14 protein-coding genes are annotated in these 19,980 nt (G+C 74.9%); 7 read left to right on the forward strand and 7 right to left on the reverse strand.

All coding sequences use genetic code 11. The features are described 5' to 3' along the window. The first annotated feature begins 34 nt into the window (after positions 1 to 34). Positions 35 to 1,513 (forward strand): FUSC family protein, encoded by a 1,479-nt coding sequence (locus ACFYMM_RS18380; protein WP_388387884.1) that lies wholly within the window; start codon positions 35 to 37, stop codon positions 1,511 to 1,513. 87 nt (positions 1,514 to 1,600) lie between these two features. Next, entirely contained in the window at positions 1,601 to 2,635 is a 1,035-nt protein-coding gene (locus ACFYMM_RS18385; protein ID WP_388387608.1) for a lactonase family protein, read from the forward strand. 82 nt (positions 2,636 to 2,717) lie between these two features. On the opposite strand, the gene ACFYMM_RS18390 is transcribed toward ACFYMM_RS18385, so the two are convergent. The 4 genes from ACFYMM_RS18390 to ACFYMM_RS18405 all read right to left on the reverse strand — a co-directional run bounded on the left by ACFYMM_RS18390 (position 2,718) and on the right by ACFYMM_RS18405 (position 6,559). Beyond that, entirely contained in the window at positions 2,718 to 3,641 is a 924-nt protein-coding gene (locus ACFYMM_RS18390) for a sirohydrochlorin chelatase (RefSeq protein ID WP_388387610.1), read from the reverse strand. A 150-nt stretch (positions 3,642 to 3,791) separates the two neighbouring features. Further along, positions 3,792 to 4,781 (reverse strand): N-acetylglucosamine kinase, encoded by a 990-nt coding sequence (locus ACFYMM_RS18395; protein ID WP_388387612.1) that lies wholly within the window; start codon positions 4,779 to 4,781, stop codon positions 3,792 to 3,794. Then, positions 4,778 to 5,455, reverse strand: coding sequence for a uracil-DNA glycosylase (locus ACFYMM_RS18400; protein WP_388387614.1), 678 nt, complete (start codon positions 5,453 to 5,455; stop codon positions 4,778 to 4,780). The genes ACFYMM_RS18395 and ACFYMM_RS18400 overlap by 4 nt, the downstream gene beginning before the upstream one ends. Before the next feature lie 18 nt (positions 5,456 to 5,473). After that, a complete protein-coding gene (locus ACFYMM_RS18405; protein ID WP_388387616.1) occupies positions 5,474 to 6,559 on the reverse strand; it encodes a WD40/YVTN/BNR-like repeat-containing protein in 1,086 nt (361 codons plus the stop codon). A gap of 334 nt (positions 6,560 to 6,893) precedes the next feature. Between ACFYMM_RS18405 and ACFYMM_RS18410 the strand changes: the two genes are divergently transcribed. Next, a complete protein-coding gene (locus tag ACFYMM_RS18410; RefSeq protein WP_388387618.1) occupies positions 6,894 to 7,478 on the forward strand; it encodes a hypothetical protein in 585 nt (194 codons plus the stop codon). A 62-nt stretch (positions 7,479 to 7,540) separates the two neighbouring features. Here ACFYMM_RS18410 and ACFYMM_RS18415 read toward each other — a convergent pair whose 3' ends face one another. Continuing rightward, positions 7,541 to 9,535 carry a HEAT repeat domain-containing protein gene (locus tag ACFYMM_RS18415; protein WP_388387620.1) on the reverse strand — a complete coding sequence of 665 codons (1,995 nt, stop codon included), beginning with the start codon at positions 9,533 to 9,535 and terminating at the stop codon, positions 7,541 to 7,543. A 135-nt stretch (positions 9,536 to 9,670) separates the two neighbouring features. After that, positions 9,671 to 11,338 (reverse strand): acyl-CoA dehydrogenase family protein, encoded by a 1,668-nt coding sequence (locus tag ACFYMM_RS18420; protein WP_388387622.1) that lies wholly within the window; start codon positions 11,336 to 11,338, stop codon positions 9,671 to 9,673. A gap of 73 nt (positions 11,339 to 11,411) precedes the next feature. Here ACFYMM_RS18420 and ACFYMM_RS18425 point away from each other — a divergent pair, with 73 nt between their 5' ends. Beyond that, positions 11,412 to 12,194, forward strand: a complete 783-nt coding sequence (locus ACFYMM_RS18425) for a PaaX family transcriptional regulator C-terminal domain-containing protein (RefSeq protein ID WP_388387624.1) — start codon at positions 11,412 to 11,414, stop codon at positions 12,192 to 12,194. Positions 12,195 to 12,260: 66 nt separating this feature from the next. Here the strand turns inward: ACFYMM_RS18425 and ACFYMM_RS18430 are convergent, their stop codons facing one another. Next, a complete protein-coding gene (locus ACFYMM_RS18430) occupies positions 12,261 to 13,064 on the reverse strand; it encodes a pectate lyase (protein WP_388387626.1) in 804 nt (267 codons plus the stop codon). Between the two features lie 579 nt (positions 13,065 to 13,643). Here ACFYMM_RS18430 and ACFYMM_RS18435 point away from each other — a divergent pair. The 3 genes from ACFYMM_RS18435 (at position 13,644) to ACFYMM_RS18445 (ending at position 19,916) form a co-directional block, all read left to right on the forward strand. Further along, entirely contained in the window at positions 13,644 to 14,948 is a 1,305-nt protein-coding gene (locus tag ACFYMM_RS18435; protein WP_388387886.1) for an SGNH/GDSL hydrolase family protein, read from the forward strand. 138 nt (positions 14,949 to 15,086) lie between these two features. After that, a complete protein-coding gene (locus ACFYMM_RS18440; protein WP_388387628.1) occupies positions 15,087 to 15,599 on the forward strand; it encodes a hypothetical protein in 513 nt (170 codons plus the stop codon). Positions 15,600 to 15,608: 9 nt separating this feature from the next. Next, positions 15,609 to 19,916 (forward strand): HAD-IC family P-type ATPase, encoded by a 4,308-nt coding sequence (locus ACFYMM_RS18445; RefSeq protein ID WP_388387630.1) that lies wholly within the window; start codon positions 15,609 to 15,611, stop codon positions 19,914 to 19,916. Positions 19,917 to 19,980 lie beyond the last annotated feature (64 nt).

The raw sequence follows: 19,980 nt of genomic DNA on the forward strand, positions 1-19,980 counted from the left end.
TTTCCATGCGGATGTCCGGACGGGGCGGGTGGCAGTGCTGAAGAGGATGTTCGTGGCTCCGGACCCGGGGCGGGCGCGGATGCGGTTCGCCGCACGGGCCGTCCTGGGCATCGGAGTGGCGGTCGTGGTCTGCGGCCTGGCCGGACAGTCCCTCGCGGGTGCCGTCACCGGCGGTCTCGCCGCGCTGCTCGCCCTGTTCACGGTCGCCGACGCCACCGTCCGCGGGCAGGCGGTCACCACCGCGCTGCTGCCCGTCGTCGGCCTGCCGGTGCTCACCGTCGCGGCCGGACTGCACGATCTGCCCGTCGCCCGCGACCTGGCCTTCCTCGCCGTGGTCGGAGCGGGGGTGTACGCCCGCCGCTGGGGGCCGCGCGGCCACAGCCTCGGCGTCTTCGCCTTCATGACCTTCTTCGTGGCCCAGTTCCTGCACGCCACCCCCGGCCGGCTGCCCGAACTGTTCACCGCCGTCCTGCTGTCCCTGCTCAGCGCGGCGGCGGTGCGCTTCGGCCTGTGGTGCTACGAGCGCCGCCTGCCCCCGGCCCCCGTACCCGCCCCGCCCGCCGGCGGCGGCCTGGCCCGGGTGACCACTCGGCAGGCCGTCCAGGCGACCGCGGGTGCCGGTTTCGCGCTGGTCGTGGGTCAGCTGGTGTCCGGCCAACGCTGGTACTGGGCCGTCGGCGCCACCTGGTGGATCTTCGTGAACACCGCCTCGCGCGGTGAGACCCTGGTCCGCGGCTTCCGCCGGGTGGCCGGCACCGTCGTCGGGATCGCGCTGGGTCTGCTGGTCGCCGTCCCGGTGCACGGCGCCCCGGTGCCCACCGCGGTGCTCGTCGCGGTGGCCGTCTTCGGCATCTTCTACACGGCGGCGGTGTCGTACACCTGGATGATGCTCTGGGTGACGCTGCTCGCCGAGCTCCTGTACGGCCTCCTCGGCGTCCTGAGCCCGGACCTGCTCGCCCTGCGCCTCGCGGAGACCGGTGTCGGCGCTCTCGGTGCCGTCCTCGCCGTGCTGTTCGTGCTGCCCGTCACCACCCACACCACCACCGACGCCTGGATCCAGCGCGCCCTGCGCTGTGTGCACGCCTGCACCGCCGAGGCCGCCGGCCGCCTGGCCGGCTCCACGACGGCGGATCCGGCACCCCGCGTGGCCGAACTGGAGCACCTGCTCGGCCGGGTACGGCTCTCCGTCGCGCCGCTCGTGCACCCGCTGAACCCGATGCTCGGCCGCAAGCGCCGGGCCCACCGGGTGCTGGCCCTGCTCGACGACTGCGCCCGCGAGGTCCGCGGCCTGGTCGCCGTCGCCGCCGACCCCGAGGCCTCCCACGACGCCCGCCTCGCCGCCGCCTGCTGGCGCGTCGAGGCCGCCGTCGAGGCACTCACCCGGGGCGGTCCCGAGCACCTCGCCTGCCCCGCCGAACCACCCGCCGAGCCTGCCCTGGCCCATCTCCACGGCCTGGAACGCGCCCTCGCCGGCCTGGCCGAACCGCTGCGCACCCCCTCGGGCGCGACATGAACCGCCCTCTTGGTCTAGACCGCAGCTGATCGACTGCTACCGTCGGCCCGGACCGGCTCGTACGGCTCGGACCGAGAGGGGACAGCGGTGGCAGAGGGTGACAGGCGGCGCAGGGCGTTCATCGGGTCGTTCACCGCGGCGGGCGGCCCCGGCCTCGTCACGGCCGAGGTCCATCCGGACAGCGGCGCGCTGACCCTGCTCGACAGTCTCGACGGCGTCCCCGACCCGTCGTACCTCGCCCTGTCGCCCGACGGGAACACGCTCTACGCGGTCAGTGAGACCGCAGACGGCGCGGTCGCCGCGTACCGCGTCCACAGCGACAAGCCGGAACTCGCCGGACCTCCGGTGCCCGTCGGCGGCGGACCCACTCACCTCGGCCTGTACGACGGTCACCTCCTGACTGCCGACTACGGCTCCGGAACCGTCACCGCCGTACCCCTGCGCCCGGACGGCAGCCTCGCCGGCGCCCCGTCGGGGCTGCTCCGGCACACCGGTTCCGGGCCCCACGAGCGGCGCCAGCGCGGGCCGCACGCCCACCAGGTGCAGCCCGACCCCAGCGGCCGCTGGGCCGTCAGCGTGGACCTCGGCACGGACTCGGTGCGGGTGTGCGTCCTGGCCGACGGCACCCCGGCCGTGCACCGGGAGACCGCGCTGCGACCCGGCTCCGGCCCGCGCCACCTGGCCTTCCATCCGGGCGCCGAGTACGCCTACGTCGTCAACGAACTCACCCCGACCGTCACCGTGTGCCGCTGGGACGCCGACGGCGGCCGGCTGCAGCCGCTGACCGAGATCCCGGTCCTGCCGGGGGCCCCGGCCGGCGACGCCTACCCCTCGGGCATCGCCGTCTCCCCCGACGGCCGCTTCGTGTGGACGGCGACCCGAGGCGAGGACGTCCTGTCGTTCTTCGCCGTGGAGGGCGGCGGCGAGACACTGCGCCTGACCGGCACGGTGCCCTGCGGCGGCCACTGGCCACGGGCGCTGACCGAGTCGGCCGGATTCCTCTACGCCGCCAACGAACGCTCCGGGAACGTGACCTGGTTCGCCCTCGACCCCCTCACGGGCCGCCCCCGCTACGACGGCTCCGTGGACGTGCCGGCGGCGTCCTGCGTGGTCTTCGACTGATCGAATCTACCGACGTGAAGGGCCCGCTCCTTGCCGGAGCGGGCCCTTCCTTCACGTGCGGACGTCGTGCTGCCGTGGCGCGTCAGCGGACCGGGGCTCCCTGGGCCTGCTGCGGGGCGATGCCCAGGGCCGTCGTGTACTTGGCCAGGGCCAGCTTGCCGATCGCCGGGTACGCGCCGAGCGCCTCCGCGGTGGCGCAGCCAGCCTCCTCGGCCGCCGCCGCCAGCAGCCCCGGGTCGATCTCCGGACCGATCAGATAGGGCGCGAGGGCCAGCTGCTGGGAGCCGGAGGACCGCAGCTGCTCGGCCACCGAGGAGATCGAGCCGTCCTGGTCCAGGGCCGCCGCCATCACCGGCACGGCCAGCCGCGCGGCGAGCAGCATGCCGGTGATGCCGGCCGCCTGCACGGCCTCGTCGCCGCCCACGGAGGCCAGGATGATGCCGTCCGCGGCGGTGGCCACGGTGAACAGTCGGGCCCGGTCGGCGCGCGCGAGGCCCGCCTCGGACAGGCGCACGTGCAGCGCCTCGGCCAGCAGCGGGTGCGGGCCGAGGACGTCGGTCAGGTCGGCCGCCACGCGGCTCTCCATCACGGCCTGGCGGACCTGACGCAGCAGCGAGCCGTCCGGACCCGCCAGCAGCGGTACGACGACGGCCACCGGACCGTCGGGCTCCTTGACGTCCAGGCCGGCGGCACGCGCCTGCTCGTAGCGCGCCGTGCGCTCGGCGGCGGCGTGCGCCAGCACCGACTGCAGGGCCGGGAACTCCGTGTCGTCGCCGTCCAGGTAGCCGATCCGGGCGTCGAGGCCGGGCAGCTCGGAGCGGGCGATGCTCACGACCTCCTCGGCGAGGCCGCGCGTGGCGGCGCTGGGCGCGCCGGGCACCGCGAGGACGAGCGCCGGCGCGTCCTCGGGAGCCACCAGCGGTTCGGGGCGGCGGTGCCGTCCGGGCTGGCGGGGTCGCGGCATTCGTACGGGCAGGCCGGACGCGGGCCCAGTGGGGGAGCTCATGGCGCCGCATGTTACTAACTTATTGGGCTCCCCTGTTCGGGGAGGGTGCAGGTGAGCGGTATCCGTCCGGTTTTGTCTGATGAGTTACGGACGGTTTGGAAGTGATCCGGGCATGTGCCGGACACTTCATACCCCGAGTGACCAATCCCCTTATGTGATGACGACGCGGAACATCGCCTGATCACCCGGGAGAGTGAGCCGCCCGGCGGCCAACTCGCTCGCGACCAGCACCGCGCCGTGCAAAGGGTCCCCCTCGGCCGGGACCAGGCGCGCGTGCGGGAGCCGCCGCGCCAACTCCTCGCGCACGGGTACGAGGAGCGGGTCGCCCGTCCTGAACAGGCCACCGGTGAGGGCGATGTGCGGCTCCCCGCCCGGCCCACAGCGCGACGGGCAGACCGCGGCGGCCGACTCGCCCATCTGCCTTGCCGCCGCGCGCAGGATGCCGGCCGCGACCGTATCGCTCACGGCACACGCGGCCACGTCGGGTGCGAAGGAGGCGAGGAAGGCGGGCCGGTCGGGGCGCGGGTAGAGCAGCCCGGGCAGCCCGGGCAGCGGTCCGAACCGCTCCTCGGCCCGCGCCCGCAGCACGGCGGACCCGCCGGCCCGCCCGTCATGCGCGCGCAGCGCCGCCTCCAGGCCCTTCCGCCCGATCCAGGCACCGCCGCCGTGGTCGCCCAGCAGATGCCCCCAGCCGTCCGCTCGCCGCCAGCCGGTCAGATCGGTGCCGATGGCGATCAGACCGGTGCCGGCGGCGATCACGGCCCCGGCGCGCGGGCCGAGGGCGCCCACATAGGCGGTGACGGCGTCGGCAGCGAGCGCCACCTTGCGTACGCCCAGCTCCCGGGCCAGGGCGCCCGGCAGTTCCGCGCGCAGGGCGTCGCCCAGGCTCGCGAGACCGGCGGCTCCCACGGCCGCCGTCTCCAGCCGGCCGACCCCCGCCTCGGCCGCCAGCTCCCGCGCCATCGGCAGCAGTTGCTCCAGCAGGTGCCCGGGGTCGATGCCCCGCGCCCCCGTACGGACCGGCTCCCGTGTCTCCCGCACGCCCCGCGCCCCCTGCCCGGCCACGCCGACCGTGACGCGGACGCCGGAGCCCCCGGAGTCCACCGCGAGGAAGCCCGGCCCCGCGGCCGTGCCGGTCACGGCAGGCGCCAGTCCACCGGCTGTCCCCCCTGCTGGATCAGCAGGTCGTTGGCCCGGCTGAACGGCCGGGAGCCGAAGAAACCCCGGTCGGCCGACATGGGCGAGGGATGCGCGGACTCCACGGCCGGCAACCGGCCCAGCAGCGGACGGAGGTTGCGGGCGTCGCGGCCCCACAGGATGGACACCAGCGGCTTCCCGCGCCCGGCCAGGGCACGGATCGCCTGCTCGGTGACCTCCTCCCAGCCCTTGCCGCGGTGCGCGGCGGGACTGCGCGGGGCCGTGGTCAACGCCCTGTTGAGCAGCAGCACGCCCTGCCGCGACCAGGGCGTCAGATCACCGCTCGACGGCTGGGGCAGCCCCAGGTCGGTGTTCAGCTCCCGGAAGATGTTGATCAGGCTGGGCGGCAGCGGACGAACCTCCGGCGCGACGGAGAACGACAGGCCCACCGCGTGCCCCGGGGTCGGGTACGGGTCCTGGCCGACGATCAGGACGCGTACCTCGTCGAAGGGTTGCTGGAAGGCCCGCAGGACGTTCGGGCCGGCCGGCAGGTAGGTGCGTCCCGCTGCGATCTCCGCGCGCAGGAAGTCGCCCATCCCGGCGATCCGTTCGGCCACGGGTTCCAGGGCCTTCGCCCAGCCCGCCTCGACGATTTCGTGCAAGGGTCGTGGTGCCACGGGCGCCACCCTACTGGCTCAGCCGACCACCGCCGCCCGCACGCAGAGCACGTCCGGCAGGTGGGAGGCCAACTGCCGCCAGCTGTCGCCGTCGTCGGCCGAGGCGAACACCTCGCCGTTGCGGTTGCCGAAGTAGACACCCGCCTGGTCCGCGTCGTCCGTGCACAGCGCGTCGCGCAGCACCGTGCCGTAGTGGTCCTCCGCCGGCAGCCCCGCCGTCAACGGCTCCCAGGTGCTGCCCGCGTCCGCCGTGCGGAAGACCCGGCAGCGGCGGTCGGCGGGCACCCGGTCGGCGTCGGCGTTGATCGGGAAGACGTACGCCGTATCGCCGCGGTGCGGGTGGGCGGCCACCGCGAAGCCGAAGGTGGACGGCAGACCCGCGCCGATGTCCGTCCAGTGCGCGCCCGCGTCGTCGCTGCGGTACACCCCCCAGTGGTTCTGCAGATAGAGCCGGTCCGGGGTGCCCGCGTCCTGGGCGACCTTGTGCACGCACTGGCCGAACTCCGGGTCGGGGTCGGGCAGGAACACCGCGGAGACGCCGGAGTTGGACGGCCGCCAGCTCGCGCCGCCGTCCGTGGTGCGGAAGACGCCGGCCGTGGAGACGGCGACGGTGACCGCCCGCGGGTCGCGCGGATCGGTGACGACCGTGTGCAGCCCCTCACCGCCGCCGCCCGGTACCCACTTCGAGCGGGTGGGGTGCTCCCACAGGGGGCGGACCAGCTCGAAGCTCTCCCCGCGGTCCTCCGAGCGGTACAGCGCGGCCGGCTCCGTGCCCGCGTACACCACGTCCGGTTCGGCGGCCGCCGGGTGCAGCTGCCAGACCCGCTCCAGGGAAGCGCCGGTCTCCTTGGGGAACTTGACGGCCGGCCGGGCCGGCTCGGTCCAGGAGCGGCCCAGGTCGTCGGAGTGGAACACGGACGGACCCCAGTGCGCGCTGTCGCCGCCGGCCAGCAGCCGGGGAGTGGCGCCCCGGGTGTCGATGGCCACCGAGTAGACGGCCTGGGCGTTGAAGTAGGGACTCTCGTCGAAGTCCCAGGCGCCACCCCGCCGCCGCCCGATGAACAGGCCCTTGCGGGTACCCACGGCGAGCAGTACCTCGGTCATGCCGACCACCTCCGGGACGTCTTTGTCACAGGTGCTAGTCACAGGTGCTAGTCACAGCTGTTTGTCACAGCTGTTTGTCACAGGTGTTTTTCGGACACCGGTCAGTCTGCACCCCACCACTGACAGACACCCCTCCAAGCGGTGTTCGCGCAGGTCAGAGTGGTGTCGCCGGTGGTTCGCGGAGATCGGCGGGATCCATTGCGGCATGCGCCTGCGCGAACCGGGGGACTCGTGCGACCGTCGAGGGAGAGGTACGCCGTGAGCAACGGGGCGGTCTCTCCCGTATGGGAGGGCGGTCCGGCCTGTCCGTGCGCTCGTGAGGAGGATGCCTTTGATGGCGTTCCGTGGTCCGAAGGTGTGGCTGTGGCGCTGGCGGCGCAACCCGCTCAAGCGTCGTGCCGACAAGGTGGAGGCCTGGCTGGTGCTCGGCGCCTGGCTGCTCACCGTCCTCGCCGGAGTGCTCGCCGGGCTGACGGCGGCCAGGTCGGTGGAGCACGGGCTGGCCCGGGAGCGCGCCACCTGGCAACCCGCCGTGGCCCGTGTCGTCGGGAGGGCTCCGGGATCGCCCCCCGCGAAGACCCGCGCCTCGGGCGGCGAGCGGGTCTGGGCGAAGGTGCGCTGGACCGTGGCCGACGGCTCCGCCCACACCGGACAGGCCCGGGTCACGCCCGGCAGCCCGGCCGGCTCACCGGTCACCGTCTGGACCGACCCGGGCGGCCACCTCGTCACCCGGCCCGCCACCGCCTCGGAGGCAGGTCTGCGCGCCACCCTCATCGGCGGCCTGGTCGGCCTCGGCGCCGCCGCCGTGCCCCTGGTCGGCGGATTCCTCCTGCGGGGCCGTCTGGAGCGGCGGCGCATGGACCACTGGGACGCCGAGTGGGCCCGGCTGGGCCCGCAGTGGGGCCGGACGACCGGGTGAGGAACCGGACGACCGGGTGACCGGGAGCGGGTGAGGCCCGCGGGGAGCCTTCCCGGGGGTTCCTACCAGCCCGCCGCCACCTCCCGGCACGTCCTCAGCAGCGCCTCGTCCTTGGCGATGTCATGGCTGCCGTACCCGCCCGCGCGCGCCGTGTGCCGGCGGGCGGCGGCCAGCTCCGTCCCGACCAGGTCCCGCAGCGGCACGCCCGCCGGGCCCAGGTCGAGGAGGCACCGTGCGACCGTGCCGCGCGTGAGGCGGTTCTCCTGCCAGGCGGCGCGCAGCACGGGAAGGACGGGGCCGGGGTCCCGGCCGACGTGCCACAGCGCCCGCCCGGCCGCCAGCCGTTCCCACACCCGGCCCGAACGGGCCGCACGACGCAGTTCCGGCAGGGCGGCACGGGCGGCGGGCCCGAGCCGGGCCAGCTGCTCGGCCGCGAGCCGGCGGCTCCCGAGTCCTCCGCCCGTCAACTCCCGCACCAGGACCGGAAGTACGGCGTCCGCGTCGCCCTCCGCCGACCACAGCGCACCCGCCGCCACCGGCGCGTACCGGGTGGTCAGCAGCTCCCGGAGCAGCGGCGCGATCTCGGCCGCGGCTCCCAGCGCGTCCAGCGTCGCGACCACCTGGCCGACGAGTCTGTCCCGTACCCCGAGGTCTCCCGGGGCGCCCCGCAGCAGCCGCCGCACCTCCGGCACCGCCTCCGCACAGCCCAGGGCCCGGGCGGCGGCGAGCAGCGGAGCGGCACGCTCGACGACCTCGGGGGAGTCCAGCACGAGCCGGCCGAGCCGGTCGCGCACCGCCGGTGCGAGCGGGGCCGCCGCCCGGCCGAGGTGGACGACCTCGAAGCCGAGGCCACCGGGCGTGACCGGTCCCGCCAGCAGCTGGGCGAGGACCGGGACCGCCCGCGCGTCCCCGCTCCTGGCGAGGGCCTTGACGCAGCCGCCGAGGGTGGGCGTCCCGCGCTCCCAGCGGTGCGTCCACAGGTCGGGCCGGGTGGTCACCAGGGCGTGCAGGTCGTCGGCGGCGGGCGCGGCCAGCTCGAACAGCTCACCGAGGACCGACACCGCGGCATCCCGCAACGGGTCCTGATCCGCCGCCAGCTGGGCGCCGATCAGCGCGACGGGCTCGGTGTAGTCGGCACGCCACGCCCGCAGCAGCCCCGCAGACATCCACACCGCGTTGCCCCGGTCCATCGCGTCAGGGCTCGCCAGCTGTCCGGTGAGCAGGGCGATCCGGTCGTCCACCCGGTCGCCGAGCGCGGTGTGCAGGGTGCGCAGCAGGTGCGAGCCCTCCTCGTCCGAGGGGCGCAGCCGCCGTATCCGGCCCACCAGGGTGTCCGCGCCCCAGCGGTCCGGCTCGCCCGGGACGCCGGAGCGGCGTGCGGACCTCTCCCTGAGCAGCCGCACCGCCGTCGGCACCAGGTCGGCCGGAAGCCGGCCGGGCGCACCGAGGGCGAGCTGGCCGAGCGCGGCGAGCCGCAGCCCGGGGTCGTAGGGCGGGGCGCTCTGCGTGGTCAGCAGGTCCAACGCCCCGGCGGCGTGCGCGGGGTGCCGCCGGACGAACAGGCCGAGGCCCTCGGTCAGCGCGAGCAGCACCCGGGCGTCCCGCTCGACGGTGATCCGCTGCCGTAACAGCCCGAGCACACGCGCCGGTTCGTCGAGGAACCGGACGAGCGCCCCGGCCGCCGCCTGCCGTACCCCCGCGTCCGGGTCCCCGGCCAGCGGGACGAACGCCTCCGCACCCGCCCGCACGGCGGCCTGCGCCCGCGCACCGGCGCCGCCGACGCTCTCCGAGCCGATGCTGACCAGCAGTTCGACTATGCCGCCCCGGTCCGCCACCTCCTCGCGCGCCGCCAGCGAGAACAGGAACGGAACGCAGGCCAGCGTCGAGTCGTAGACGTTGCCCTGGTGGTGCACCGCGCCGTACATCCCGTCGAGCGCGACCTCCCGTTCGGCCGCGTCCGCGGAGGCCAGTCCCCGCAGCAGAGCGGGCACGTCCTCCGCGCTGCCGTACGCATGCCGCAGCGAGGCCCAGTCGACCTCGTCGATCCCCGTGAACACAGTGTCCTCCCCAGGCGAATGCCACCTGATCGCGAGTGTGCACCACGGCACTGACAACCGAGCGGAATCGTGCGACGACTGTGTGCGATCCGTGGGCTGTTACCGGCCACGCACCGCGCGCGGGGAAAGGAGGGGTCAGTTCCGGCCGGGCAGCGCTCGCTCCAGGATCGCGTCGAGGCCGGCGGAGGCGGGCAGCGTGCCGAAGGCGTGCCCCCAGTCGCCGGCGAGCCGGCTCGCGCAGAAGGCGTCGGCGACCGGGTGCGGGGCGTACCGGACGAGGAGTGAGGCCTGCAGGGCGAGGGCCATCCGCTCCACCAGCCGGCGGGCGCCGACCTGACCGGTCTCGGCCAACTGGTCCTTGAGTCCGGACACGGCCGCGTCGAGACGGGCGTCCGCCCCGCGCGCCTGGGCGAGTTCCCCGAACAGGGCCTCGGCGGTGGCGGGCTCACGGCCGAGCGCCCGCAGCACGTCGAGCGCGTTGACGTTCCCCGAGCCCTCCCAGATCGACAGCAGGGGCGCCTCCCGGTAGTGGCGGGGCATGCCGGACTCCTCGACATAGCCGTTGCCGCCCAGGCATTCCAGGGCCTCGGCGGTGAAGGCCGGCCCGCGCTTGGTGATCCAGTACTTGCCGACGGCGGTCGCGATCCGCCTGAAGGCCCGCTCCCCGGCGTCACCGCGCACCGCCCGGTCCGCCGCCCCGGCCAGCCGGAGCGTGAGCGTCGTGGCGGCCTCCGACTCCAGGGCCAGGTCGGCCAGTACGTTGCGCATCAACGGCTGGTCGAGCAGCCGGGCGCCGAACGCGCGGCGATGGCGCGCGTGATGCCCCGCCTCGACGAGCGTCCTGCGCATCAGCGTCGCCGAGGACATCACGCAGTCCAGGCGGGTGCAGTTGACCATCTCGATGATGGTCTTCACGCCCTGCCCCTCGGGGCCGACCAGCCAGGCCACGGTGTGGTCGAACTCCGGCTCGGAGGAGGCGTTGGAGCGGTTGCCCAGCTTGTCCTTCAGCCGCTGGATGCGGAAGGTGTTGCGGCTGCCGTCGGGCAGGACGCGCGGCACCAGGAAGCAGGACAGGCCGCCCGGAGCCTGGGCCAGCACCAGGAACAGGTCGCACATCGGTGCCGAGGTGAACCACTTGTGCCCGCGCAGCGTGTACACCCCCGGTTCGGCGGTGGGCGTCGCCGCGGTGGTGTTCGTCCGGACGTCCGAGCCGCCCTGCTTCTCGGTCATGCCCATCCCGGCGAGCAGCCCGGGCTTCTCGGCGGGCACGCGCAGGCCGGGCTCGTACGCGCGGCTGGTCAGCAGCGGTTCGTAGACCTTGGCGAGGTCCGGCTGGGCGCGCAGGGCGGGTACGGCGGAGTACGTCATCGACGTAGGACAGCCGTGCCCCGCCTCGGTGTGCCCCCAGACGAGTCCGCCGGCGGTGCGGGCGACATGGGCGCCGGGCCGGTCCTCGGCCCACGGCGCTCCCGCCAGGCCCTCGGCCACCGCGGTCCGCATCAGGTGGTGCCAGCTGGGGTGGAAGTCGACCTCGTCGACCCGGTGGCCGTACCGGTCGTGGGTGCGCAGCACCGGCTCGTGCCGGTTGGCCAGCTCACCCCACTCCTGCGCCTCCGCGCTGCCGGCCCGCGCTCCCAGCCGCCGGATGCCGTCCTCGGCCCACCCGGCACCCTCCCGGCGCAGCCCCTCCAGCAGGGCCGCGTCCTGGGAGGCGTCGTACGGGGCGAGGGGCGGGGCCTGGTTGGTCACCTCGTGCGTGAGGTGCTGCGGCTGCGGTCGCGGCTGCGCGGGTAGGAAGACCATGAGCCAATGTTGCACTCCTTCTTCGGCCGCAGCAATGATGCAACAAGGAGAGGCGCCCCTACAGTACGAGGTCATGAACGTGTCGGTCGAGGAAGGCGGGCCGGGTGAGCCCGACGACTCCGGTGGAGCCGGTGAGGCGGCGCCGCGGCCCCTGTCCGCCCGGTCGGTGGTGCTGAGCCTGCTGCTCGGCGCGCACCCGCCGGAGCTCGCGGTGAAGGACCTGGTCCGGCTGGTGGAGCCCTTCGGAGTCGGCGGCTCCACCCTGCGCGCCGCGCTCAGCCGGATGGTGGCCGCCGGTGATCTGCGCCGCACGGACGCCGTCTACTCCCTCAGCGACCGGCTGATGGCCCGCCAGTGTCGCCAGGACGACGCCGTACGGCCCGGCACGCGCGCGTGGCGCGGCGACTGGGAGATGCTGCTGGTCACCGCGACCGGCCGCGGCCCGGCCGAACGTGCCGAACTGCGCGCCCGGTTGACCGCGCTGCGCCTGGCCGAACTCCGCGAGGGCGTGTGGCTGCGCCCGGCCAATCTGGACCGGGCCCTGCCCGACGACCTGGCAGAGATCGTCCAGTTCTGGACCGCCCGGCCCGAAGGCCACCCGCGGGAGCTGGCGGAGCGTCTCTGGCCGCTCGACGACTGGGCCGCTACCGCCCGCTCGCTGCTCGCCCACGTGACCGATTCCCACCGTCCGGCCGACCGCCTGGCCGCCTTCGCCGCCGTCGTCCGCCACCTGATCACCGATCCGGTCCTGCCCCCCGCCCTGCTGCCCGCCGACTGGCCGGGCGAGGCCCTGCGCGCCGCCTACGCCGGCTACCGCCGCCGGCTCACCGGAGCGGCCGGCGGTGGGGACGCGTGACGCGGCGGCCGTACGAAACGCCGTGCCGGGACGCTTCGTACGGCCGCCTTCACCGGGCCGGGGCGCTCACTTGTAGGTGATGTCGGACGGCGAGTACTTGCAGTAGGTCCCGTCCGGGTCGGAGCCGTTCTTGGGCGGCTCCTTGCCCGTGTTGTTCCCGATGTACTTCTGGCAGGGGACGATCTTCCTGCCGGAGTCCCCGACGATGGTGATGTTCCGCAGGGTCGCGCTGTCGCCGTAGTTGGTGTTGATGCCGACGACGGCGAGCCCCTTGTAGGTCGCCTCGATGTTGCTGATGTTGATCGTGCGCTTGTACTGCGTCTTGCAGTTGCCGCACGAGCGCACCAGCTTGCCGAAGTTCTGCACCGCGAAGCCGGACACGTTGAGGGTGCCGGCTCCGTTGAACTGGAACACCTTGTCGCTCGCCTCTTTCGCGCCACCGCCGGTGACGGTGTACACGTTGGACGGCGAGGACCCCAGGAAGGTCGCCGCGTCCTCGCCGACGTCCTCCCACCAGACGTTCTGCAGCGTGCAGCTGCCCAGGCAGTGGATGCCGTCGGCGGCGGGGGCGCCGATGACGAGGTTCTTCAGCACCGTGCCGGGCGCCAGTTCCAGGATCGGGGGCTGGTGCTCGTTCTGGCTGCCGGTGCCGAGCTTGCCGCTGCCGTACAGGCGCAGCATCCCGTAGTCCTTGGTGCCGGAGACGGAGATGGTGGAGGTGACGGCCTTGCTGCCGCTGGGGGTCGGCCAGGTGGCGGCGCTCGCCGTGGACCCATTGGTCATGATCATGCCAACCGATAGCCCGAGGGCGGCGAGTCCGCCCATCAGTGCGCGGGTGGTACCCGCGTGGTTCCGTGCTCGTGAAGTCATGTCCCGAATGCCTTCTTCCGAGTGGGGGTGGTGGCGGTTGTCCGGGAAAGCCTTTGCGCCAGTGTGCGGGTGCGTCCCTTCGTGGGGATATGGCGACATGTACATGAACCATGTGCACCCTGTGGAACGCGACGCCCTGACCGGTGACCATATGGGGGAGATGCCGGGCCCCGTGGTCACTGTTCTGAACGGACCGTAGAAGGCAAGCGCTTTCTAGTCAACGCTTTGCGCAGAACGTGGAGGGTGGCGTTCAGGTCGGCCCGGAAGTGGTGTGGGAGCGCTTCCATGACGGCCGTGTCCATGTCACCATGCCCCCTGGACCGCCCTGCTCCTGTCGCACCGGGAAGGGACCAGCCATGCCCCGCACCGCTCCGCTACGCCGCACGGCGACCAAGTCCACCCACACCGGCGACAGCGCGGCGCCCACCGCCCACTCCCTCAACGGCACCGCCTGCACGACCGGCTGACCAGCCGGCCGACCGGCCCGGGGGCGCGTCGCAGGGGAGTGCGGCGCGCCCCCGCCCCCACGTCAGGAAGGCCCCCTTGAACCCGCCCAGACGCATGCCACCGCTCGCCACCATGATCGCCACCTGCGTCCTCGCGCTCGCCCTCGTCGTGACGTCCTCGGCCGTCACCGCCCTGCTGAGAAGCCGCGCCGAGGCCGCGCCACGGACCGCTCCGGGCATCGCCGTCCGCACCCACTGGGTGAACACCTGGACCGCGATGCCGCAGCTCACCGAGCCCGCCAACCTGCCGCCCGCGCCCTTCACCGGCGAGAAGTCCGTCCTCGTCGACACCACCCTGCGCCAGACCCTGCGCGTCTCCACCGGCGGACACCGCATCCGGCTCCGCTTCTCCAACGCCTACGGCGACACACCGCTGCCGCTCACCGCCGTGACCGTGGCGCTGCCCCAGGGCGGAAAGGCCGGCGTCAGCGCCACCGAGCCCGGCAGCACCCGGCCGGTCACCTTCTCCGGACGCGCCGCCACCACCGTCCCGGTCGGCGCCCAGGTCGTCTCCGACCCCCTGGACTTCCCCCTGCACTCCGGGTCCGTCCTCACCGTCACCGCCTACCTCGCCGGGGGCCAGCCGTCGCTCGCGCTCACCTCGCACCCCGGCTCGCGCACCACCTCGTACCTGGTGACCGGCGACCACACCCGGGACCAGGACCTGACGGGCGCCATCCCGGTCAACCACTGGTACCTGCTGAGCGACGTCGAGGTGCTGTCCCCCGGGGACACCCGCGCGGTGGCGATCCTCGGCGACTCACTGACCGACGGACGCGGCTCCACCACCAACGGCAACGACCGCTGGCCCGACCAGTTCTTCGACCGCCTGCAGACCCGCCCCGCCACCTCGCACCTGGCCGTCCTCAACCAGGCGGCCGGCGGCAACCGCGTCCTCAACGACGGACTCGGCCCCAACGTCCTCGCCCGCCTCGACCGCGACATCCTCTCCCGCAGCGGCGTCTCCTGGCTGATCCTCTTCGAGGGCGTCAACGACATCGGCACCGCCGACGCCACCCCCGAGGCCCAGCGCCGCGTCGCCGACGACCTGATCGCCGGCTACCAGCAGATCATCGTCCGTGCCCATGCCCAGGGCATCCCCGTCTACGGCGCCACGATCACGCCGTTCGGCGGCAACACCCCCTACGACGATCCCGCGGGCGAGCGGGAGGTCGCCCGGCAGCGCGTCAACGCCTGGATCCGGGCCGCCGGCCACTTCGACGCGGTCATCGACTTCGACCGGGTGGTACGGGACCCGGACAACCCGCGCCGCCTGCTGCCCTCCGTGCACGTCGGCGACTGGCTGCACCTCAACCCGCAGGGCTACCGGATGCTGGCCGACGCCGTGCCCGCCACACTGTTCCGCCGTTCGCCCTGACCCGGCGGAACCTTCAGCGACGACCGCCCAATGAATCTCCCTCCCGAACACTTCCTGACGAGACGCCGTGAAGACGCGTGACCTGCGTGGCAAGGGGCACCCGGTGGGCACGTAGGGCGATCTCACCCGAGGAGAGTCATGGCTGAGCAGAAGTCGTCGGTCCTTGCGGCGCCGCTGCACGGCGCGGCCTCGGTGCTGCGCAGGGTGCGCGGCGCCGGGACGGTGGGCAAGGCCGCGCAGGGAACGCTGGACAAGGTAGGTGCCGTCTCCCCGCGTGGGCGGCGGCTCGCGGTGTACACCGGCGCCGGGGTGCTCGGCGCCGCAGGTGTGGTGGAGTGGCCCGTCGCGCTCACCGGCGCGGCCGTGGCCTGGCTCACCCAGCCCCGGCCGGGGGAGGCCGGGCGACCGGCACGGCCGGAGGGCGGCGGCATGGCCGAGGAGCCCCCGCACGACATCACCAGCGCGGCACTGAGGTCCGCGCCGGAGACCGGTACCGGGGGCGAAACGCCGGCAGGAGGCGCCAAGGCGTCCGGCGGCCGGGTCAAGGGCGCCAAGGGCGCCAAGGGTGCGAAGGGTGACAAGGGGGCCAAGAGCGTGGCATCCGGTGGCCCGCTCGGTCCGACCGCGCGGCCAGACCGCACCACTCTCTGAGGGAGCGCGATGGTGTCCGGACTGCTGACGGCGCCTCTGGCGGCGGGCCGCCTGCTCACCCGCGTGGCCGTCCCGGCGTACGGGGCGGCCGCGGGCGCGGCGGCGGGCACGGCCCGGGCCGGCGTACGGGGCGCCGACGCCGCCGTACGGGTGGCCCGGGTCGCCCGTATGGCGCTGCCCGGCGCGGGAGTCCACTGGCGGGCCGGCGCGCGGGCGCATCTGGCGCTGCGGGCCGTCGAGCCGGAGCTGGTGCGGCGGGCCGGCGGAGTGGAGCACCTCGCACGCCGGGTCGCCGTCGCGCTGGCGGAGCGGCCCGACGTCCTCCTCGCCTACTGGGACGAGGGGCTCGCCCGTCTGGTGGTGACCGCCACCGAGGACGAGTTCACCGACCAGGTGGTGGAGCACGCCGCCGACCTCGCCGAGCGGCACGGACTGACCCTGGCGTCCGGCGAACCGGACGAGACCACGCATCCGGCCGATCCGGCGGGGGTGCGCGCCGCCGCGGCCACGCTCGCGGCCGACGCCGTCGGCATCGCCGCGGGCCTCACCGCCTCGTCCCTGCGCCTGCCACCGTCGCCCCGCGTGGTGACCGCGGCGGTGACGCTGCTGCGGGAGAACCCGCGCTTCCGTGCCTGGCTGAGCGCGCGGATCGGACCCTCCCGCATGGACCTCGCGCTGGCCTGCGCCAACGCGGCCGTCCACGGCGCCGGCCAGACCCCCACCTCCCTCGTCCTCGACGGCACCCTGCGCGCCTGCCAGCTGGCCGAGACGCTCGCGCGCGCGGCCGCCTTCGACGCCGTGCACGACCGGCTGTGCGCCCCCGACCGGATCAGCGTCGCCGGCGACGACTCCCCCCGCCCGCCGCTGCACGTCTCCCCGGCCCAGGAGTACGCCGCCCACGCCTCGGCCGGCAGTGTGCTGGGCGCGGCCGTGACCCTGCTGGTCAAGCACGACGGCGCCGAGGCGGCGGAGGCGGTCCTCGCCGGTTCGCCCAAGGCCGCCCGCTACGGACCCGCCGCCTTCCACGCCGTGCTCGGCGCCGCGCTGGCCCGCACCGGCGTGCTGGTCCGCGACCCCGAGCGGCTGCGGCAGCTGGAGATGGCCGGCACCGTCGTCCTGCACCCGAGCGCCCTGCGCACCGAGGACGGTGAACCGGACCCGTGGACCGAGGCGGTCCTGGACGCCGCACGCCGGGCGCGCCTGAAGGTCGTCCTGGTGGACGACCCCGCCCTGGAGGACGTCACCGGCCTCGCCGACCGGGTCGTGGACGCGCGCCGCCCGCTGGACGACGTGGTCCACGAACTGCGCGGCGACGAGGGCGCCGTCCTCACGGTCGCCCGGATGCGCTCCGCCGACGAGCACCACGTCCTGGCCGGGCTGCGCGCCGCCGACATCGCCGTCGCCCTCACCGACCAGGACGGCGCCGTCGTGTGGGGCGCGGACATCATGGCCCTGCACGGACTGTCCGACGTGTGGCGGCTGCTGACCGCGGTCCCGGCCGCCCGCACCACCGGCCACCGGTCCCAGACCCTGGCCCGCTCGGGCGCCGCCCTCTCCGGACTGCTGGTGGCCGTCGGCGAGTCCAAGGGCGGCCGTGGGCGCCACGCCCTGCTGCCGGGCCTGCGGCACGCCCCGGTCGACGCCGGCGCGGCCGCCGCCCTGCTGAGCGGCGCGCGCGCCGCCCTCGGCGTGGCCGCCGCCCACGCCCCGCACCCGCGTCCGCGCGTGCACTGGCACGAGCTGGACCCGGAGGAGGCCAGGGAGCGGCTGACGCACGAACCGGTCGCCGAACCCCCGCTGGAAGAGGCCACCTCCCGCACCCGCAAGGCGGTCGACAGGGTCGTCGGGCACCCCGCGCTGGCGCCCGCGCGCTGGAGCGTCCAACTCGGCCGGGCGGTGCGCGGCGAACTGCACGACCCGCTCACCCCGGTCCTGGCCGTCGGCTCGGCGGCCTCGGCCATCCTCGGCTCGGTCGTGGACGCCCTGCTCGTCCTCGGCGCCCTCGACCTGAACGCCCTGGTCGGCGGCGTCCAGCGGCTGCGCGCCGAACGGGCGCTGTCCGGGCTGGTCGCCGAGCAGAAGCGGAAGGCGCGCATGGCGCCCCCGAAGGGCGAGGCACCGGCCGGCGGTACGCGCACCGTCGAGGCGGGAAAGCTCCGGCCCGGTGACGTGATCGAGCTGCAGGCGGACGACGTCGTACCCGCCGACGCCCGCCTGCTGTGGGAGGACGGTCTGGAGGTCGACGAGTCGGCGCTGACGGGCGAGTCCCTGCCGGTGCAGAAGCAGACCGACCCGACCCCGCACGCCGTCGTCGCCGACCGCAGCTGCATGGTCTTCGAAGGCACCACCGTCGTCGCCGGCCAGGCCCGCGCGGTCGTCGTCGACACCGGTGAGAGCACCGAGGCCGCCCGCGCCGTCCACCTCGCCGCCCGCACGCCCCCGGCCGCCGGAGTCCAGGGCAGGCTGCAGGAACTCACCCGCGAGGCGCTGCCGTTCACCCTGGCGGGCGGTGCCGCCGTCACCGGGCTGGCGCTGCTGCGCGGCACCCCCATCCGCGAGGCGGTCAGCGGCGGGGTCGCCGTCGCCGTGGCGGCGGTCCCCGAGGGCCTGCCGCTGGTGGCCACCGTGGCCCAGCTGGCCGCCGCCCGGCGGCTCAGCCGGGGCGGCGTCCTGGTCCGCACCCCGCGCACCCTGGAGGCGCTGGGCCGCATGGACACCATCTGCTTCGACAAGACCGGCACCCTCACCGAGAACCGGCTGCGGCTGGTGAAGGTCTCGGACGCCGACGGCACGATCCACGCGGTCGCGGACGCCACCACCACGGACACCCTGCGCACGGCGGCCCGCGCCTGTCCGCGGCTGAACGGCGGCTCCGACCGGCCGGTGCACGCCACCGACGAGGCCGTCCTCGACGCGGCCGGTCCCGATCCGGACTGGACCCAGCTCGACAGCCTGCCGTTCGAGGCCGGGCGCGGCTATGCCGCCGCCGTCGGCCGCGCCGGGGACGGACCGCCGGTGCTCGTCGTCAAGGGCGCCCCGGAGACCGTCCTGCCCGCCTGCGCCGACCGGCCCGGCCACGCCGAGGACGCGGCGCACGCCCTCGCCGGGGACGGCCTGCGTGTCCTGGCGGTGGCGCGGCGGCGGCTCGGCGCGCACGAGAAGGAGCCGGACGTCCTCGAACAACCCCTCGGCGACCTGGAGTTCACCGGCCTGGTGGCCCTCTCGGACGTACCCCGCGAGACCTCCACGGCGCTGGTGCACGGCCTGTACGAGGAGGGTGTGCGACCGGTCATGCTCACCGGCGACCATCCGCAGACCGCCCGGGCCATCGCCGCCGAACTGGGCTGGCCCGAGGACACGGCCGTGGTCACCGGGGACGAACTGGCCGCCGCGGACCGCGCGGCCCGGGCCCGGATGCTGCGGGACGTCGGCGTCGTGGCCCGGGTCGCGCCCGAGCAGAAGCTCCAGGTCGTGGAGGCGCTGCGGGACGCGGGCCGGGTGGTCGGGATGGTCGGCGACGGCGCCAACGACGCCGCCGCGATCCGCGCCGCCGACATCGGCGTGGGCATCAACGCCCGGGGGTCGGCGGCCGCCCGCAACGCGGCCGACATCGTCCTGACCGACGACGACCTGACCGTGCTGATCGACGCGGTCGGCGAGGGCCGTGCCCTGTGGCACGGTGTCGCCGACGCCATCGCCATCCTCATCGGCGGCAACGCGGGCGAGGTCGGCTTCGGCATCCTGGGCACGCTGCTGTCGGGCCGCGCCCCGCTGTCCACCCGTCAGATGCTGCTGGTGAACCTGTTCACCGACCTGTTCCCGGCGATGGCCGTCGCGGTCACCCCGAAGCAGGAGGCGGATCCGGACTTCGGGGCGACGGCGGCCGGGGTGCCGGAGGAGGCGTCCGCCGTGCTCGGCGAGCCGCTGATGCGGCAGATCCGGCACCGGGCCCTGACCACCTGCCTGGGCGCGGTACTCGCCTGGCTGATCGGCCGCTTCACCCCCGGTACGGCCCGCCGCTCCAGCACGATGGCTCTGTGCGCCGTGGTCACCACCCAGCTCGCCCAGACCCTTCTCGACCGCCGCGACAGCCCCCTGGTCCGGGCCACCTCCCTGGGTTCGGCGCTGGCGCTCTTCGCCCTGATCCAGACCCCCGGCGTCAGCCGCGCCCTCGGCTGCACCCCGCTGGGACCGGTCGCCTGGGCGGGCGTCGCCGTGTCCATCGCCCTTGCCCTCGCGACCCAGCGGACCCTGCCCCACCTGGAGGAGACCGTCGTACGGCTGCTGCCCTCGAAGGCCTGGAGGACCGCTGGGTGACGCCCCGGCCGGCGCCATCGGGTTCGAGTACCGGACCGTACGCGGCGGCCCGGCCGAAGCGGTA

Source organism: Streptomyces sp. NPDC006739 (assembly GCF_042869815.1).
Lineage (GTDB): Bacteria > Actinomycetota > Actinomycetes > Streptomycetales > Streptomycetaceae > Streptomyces.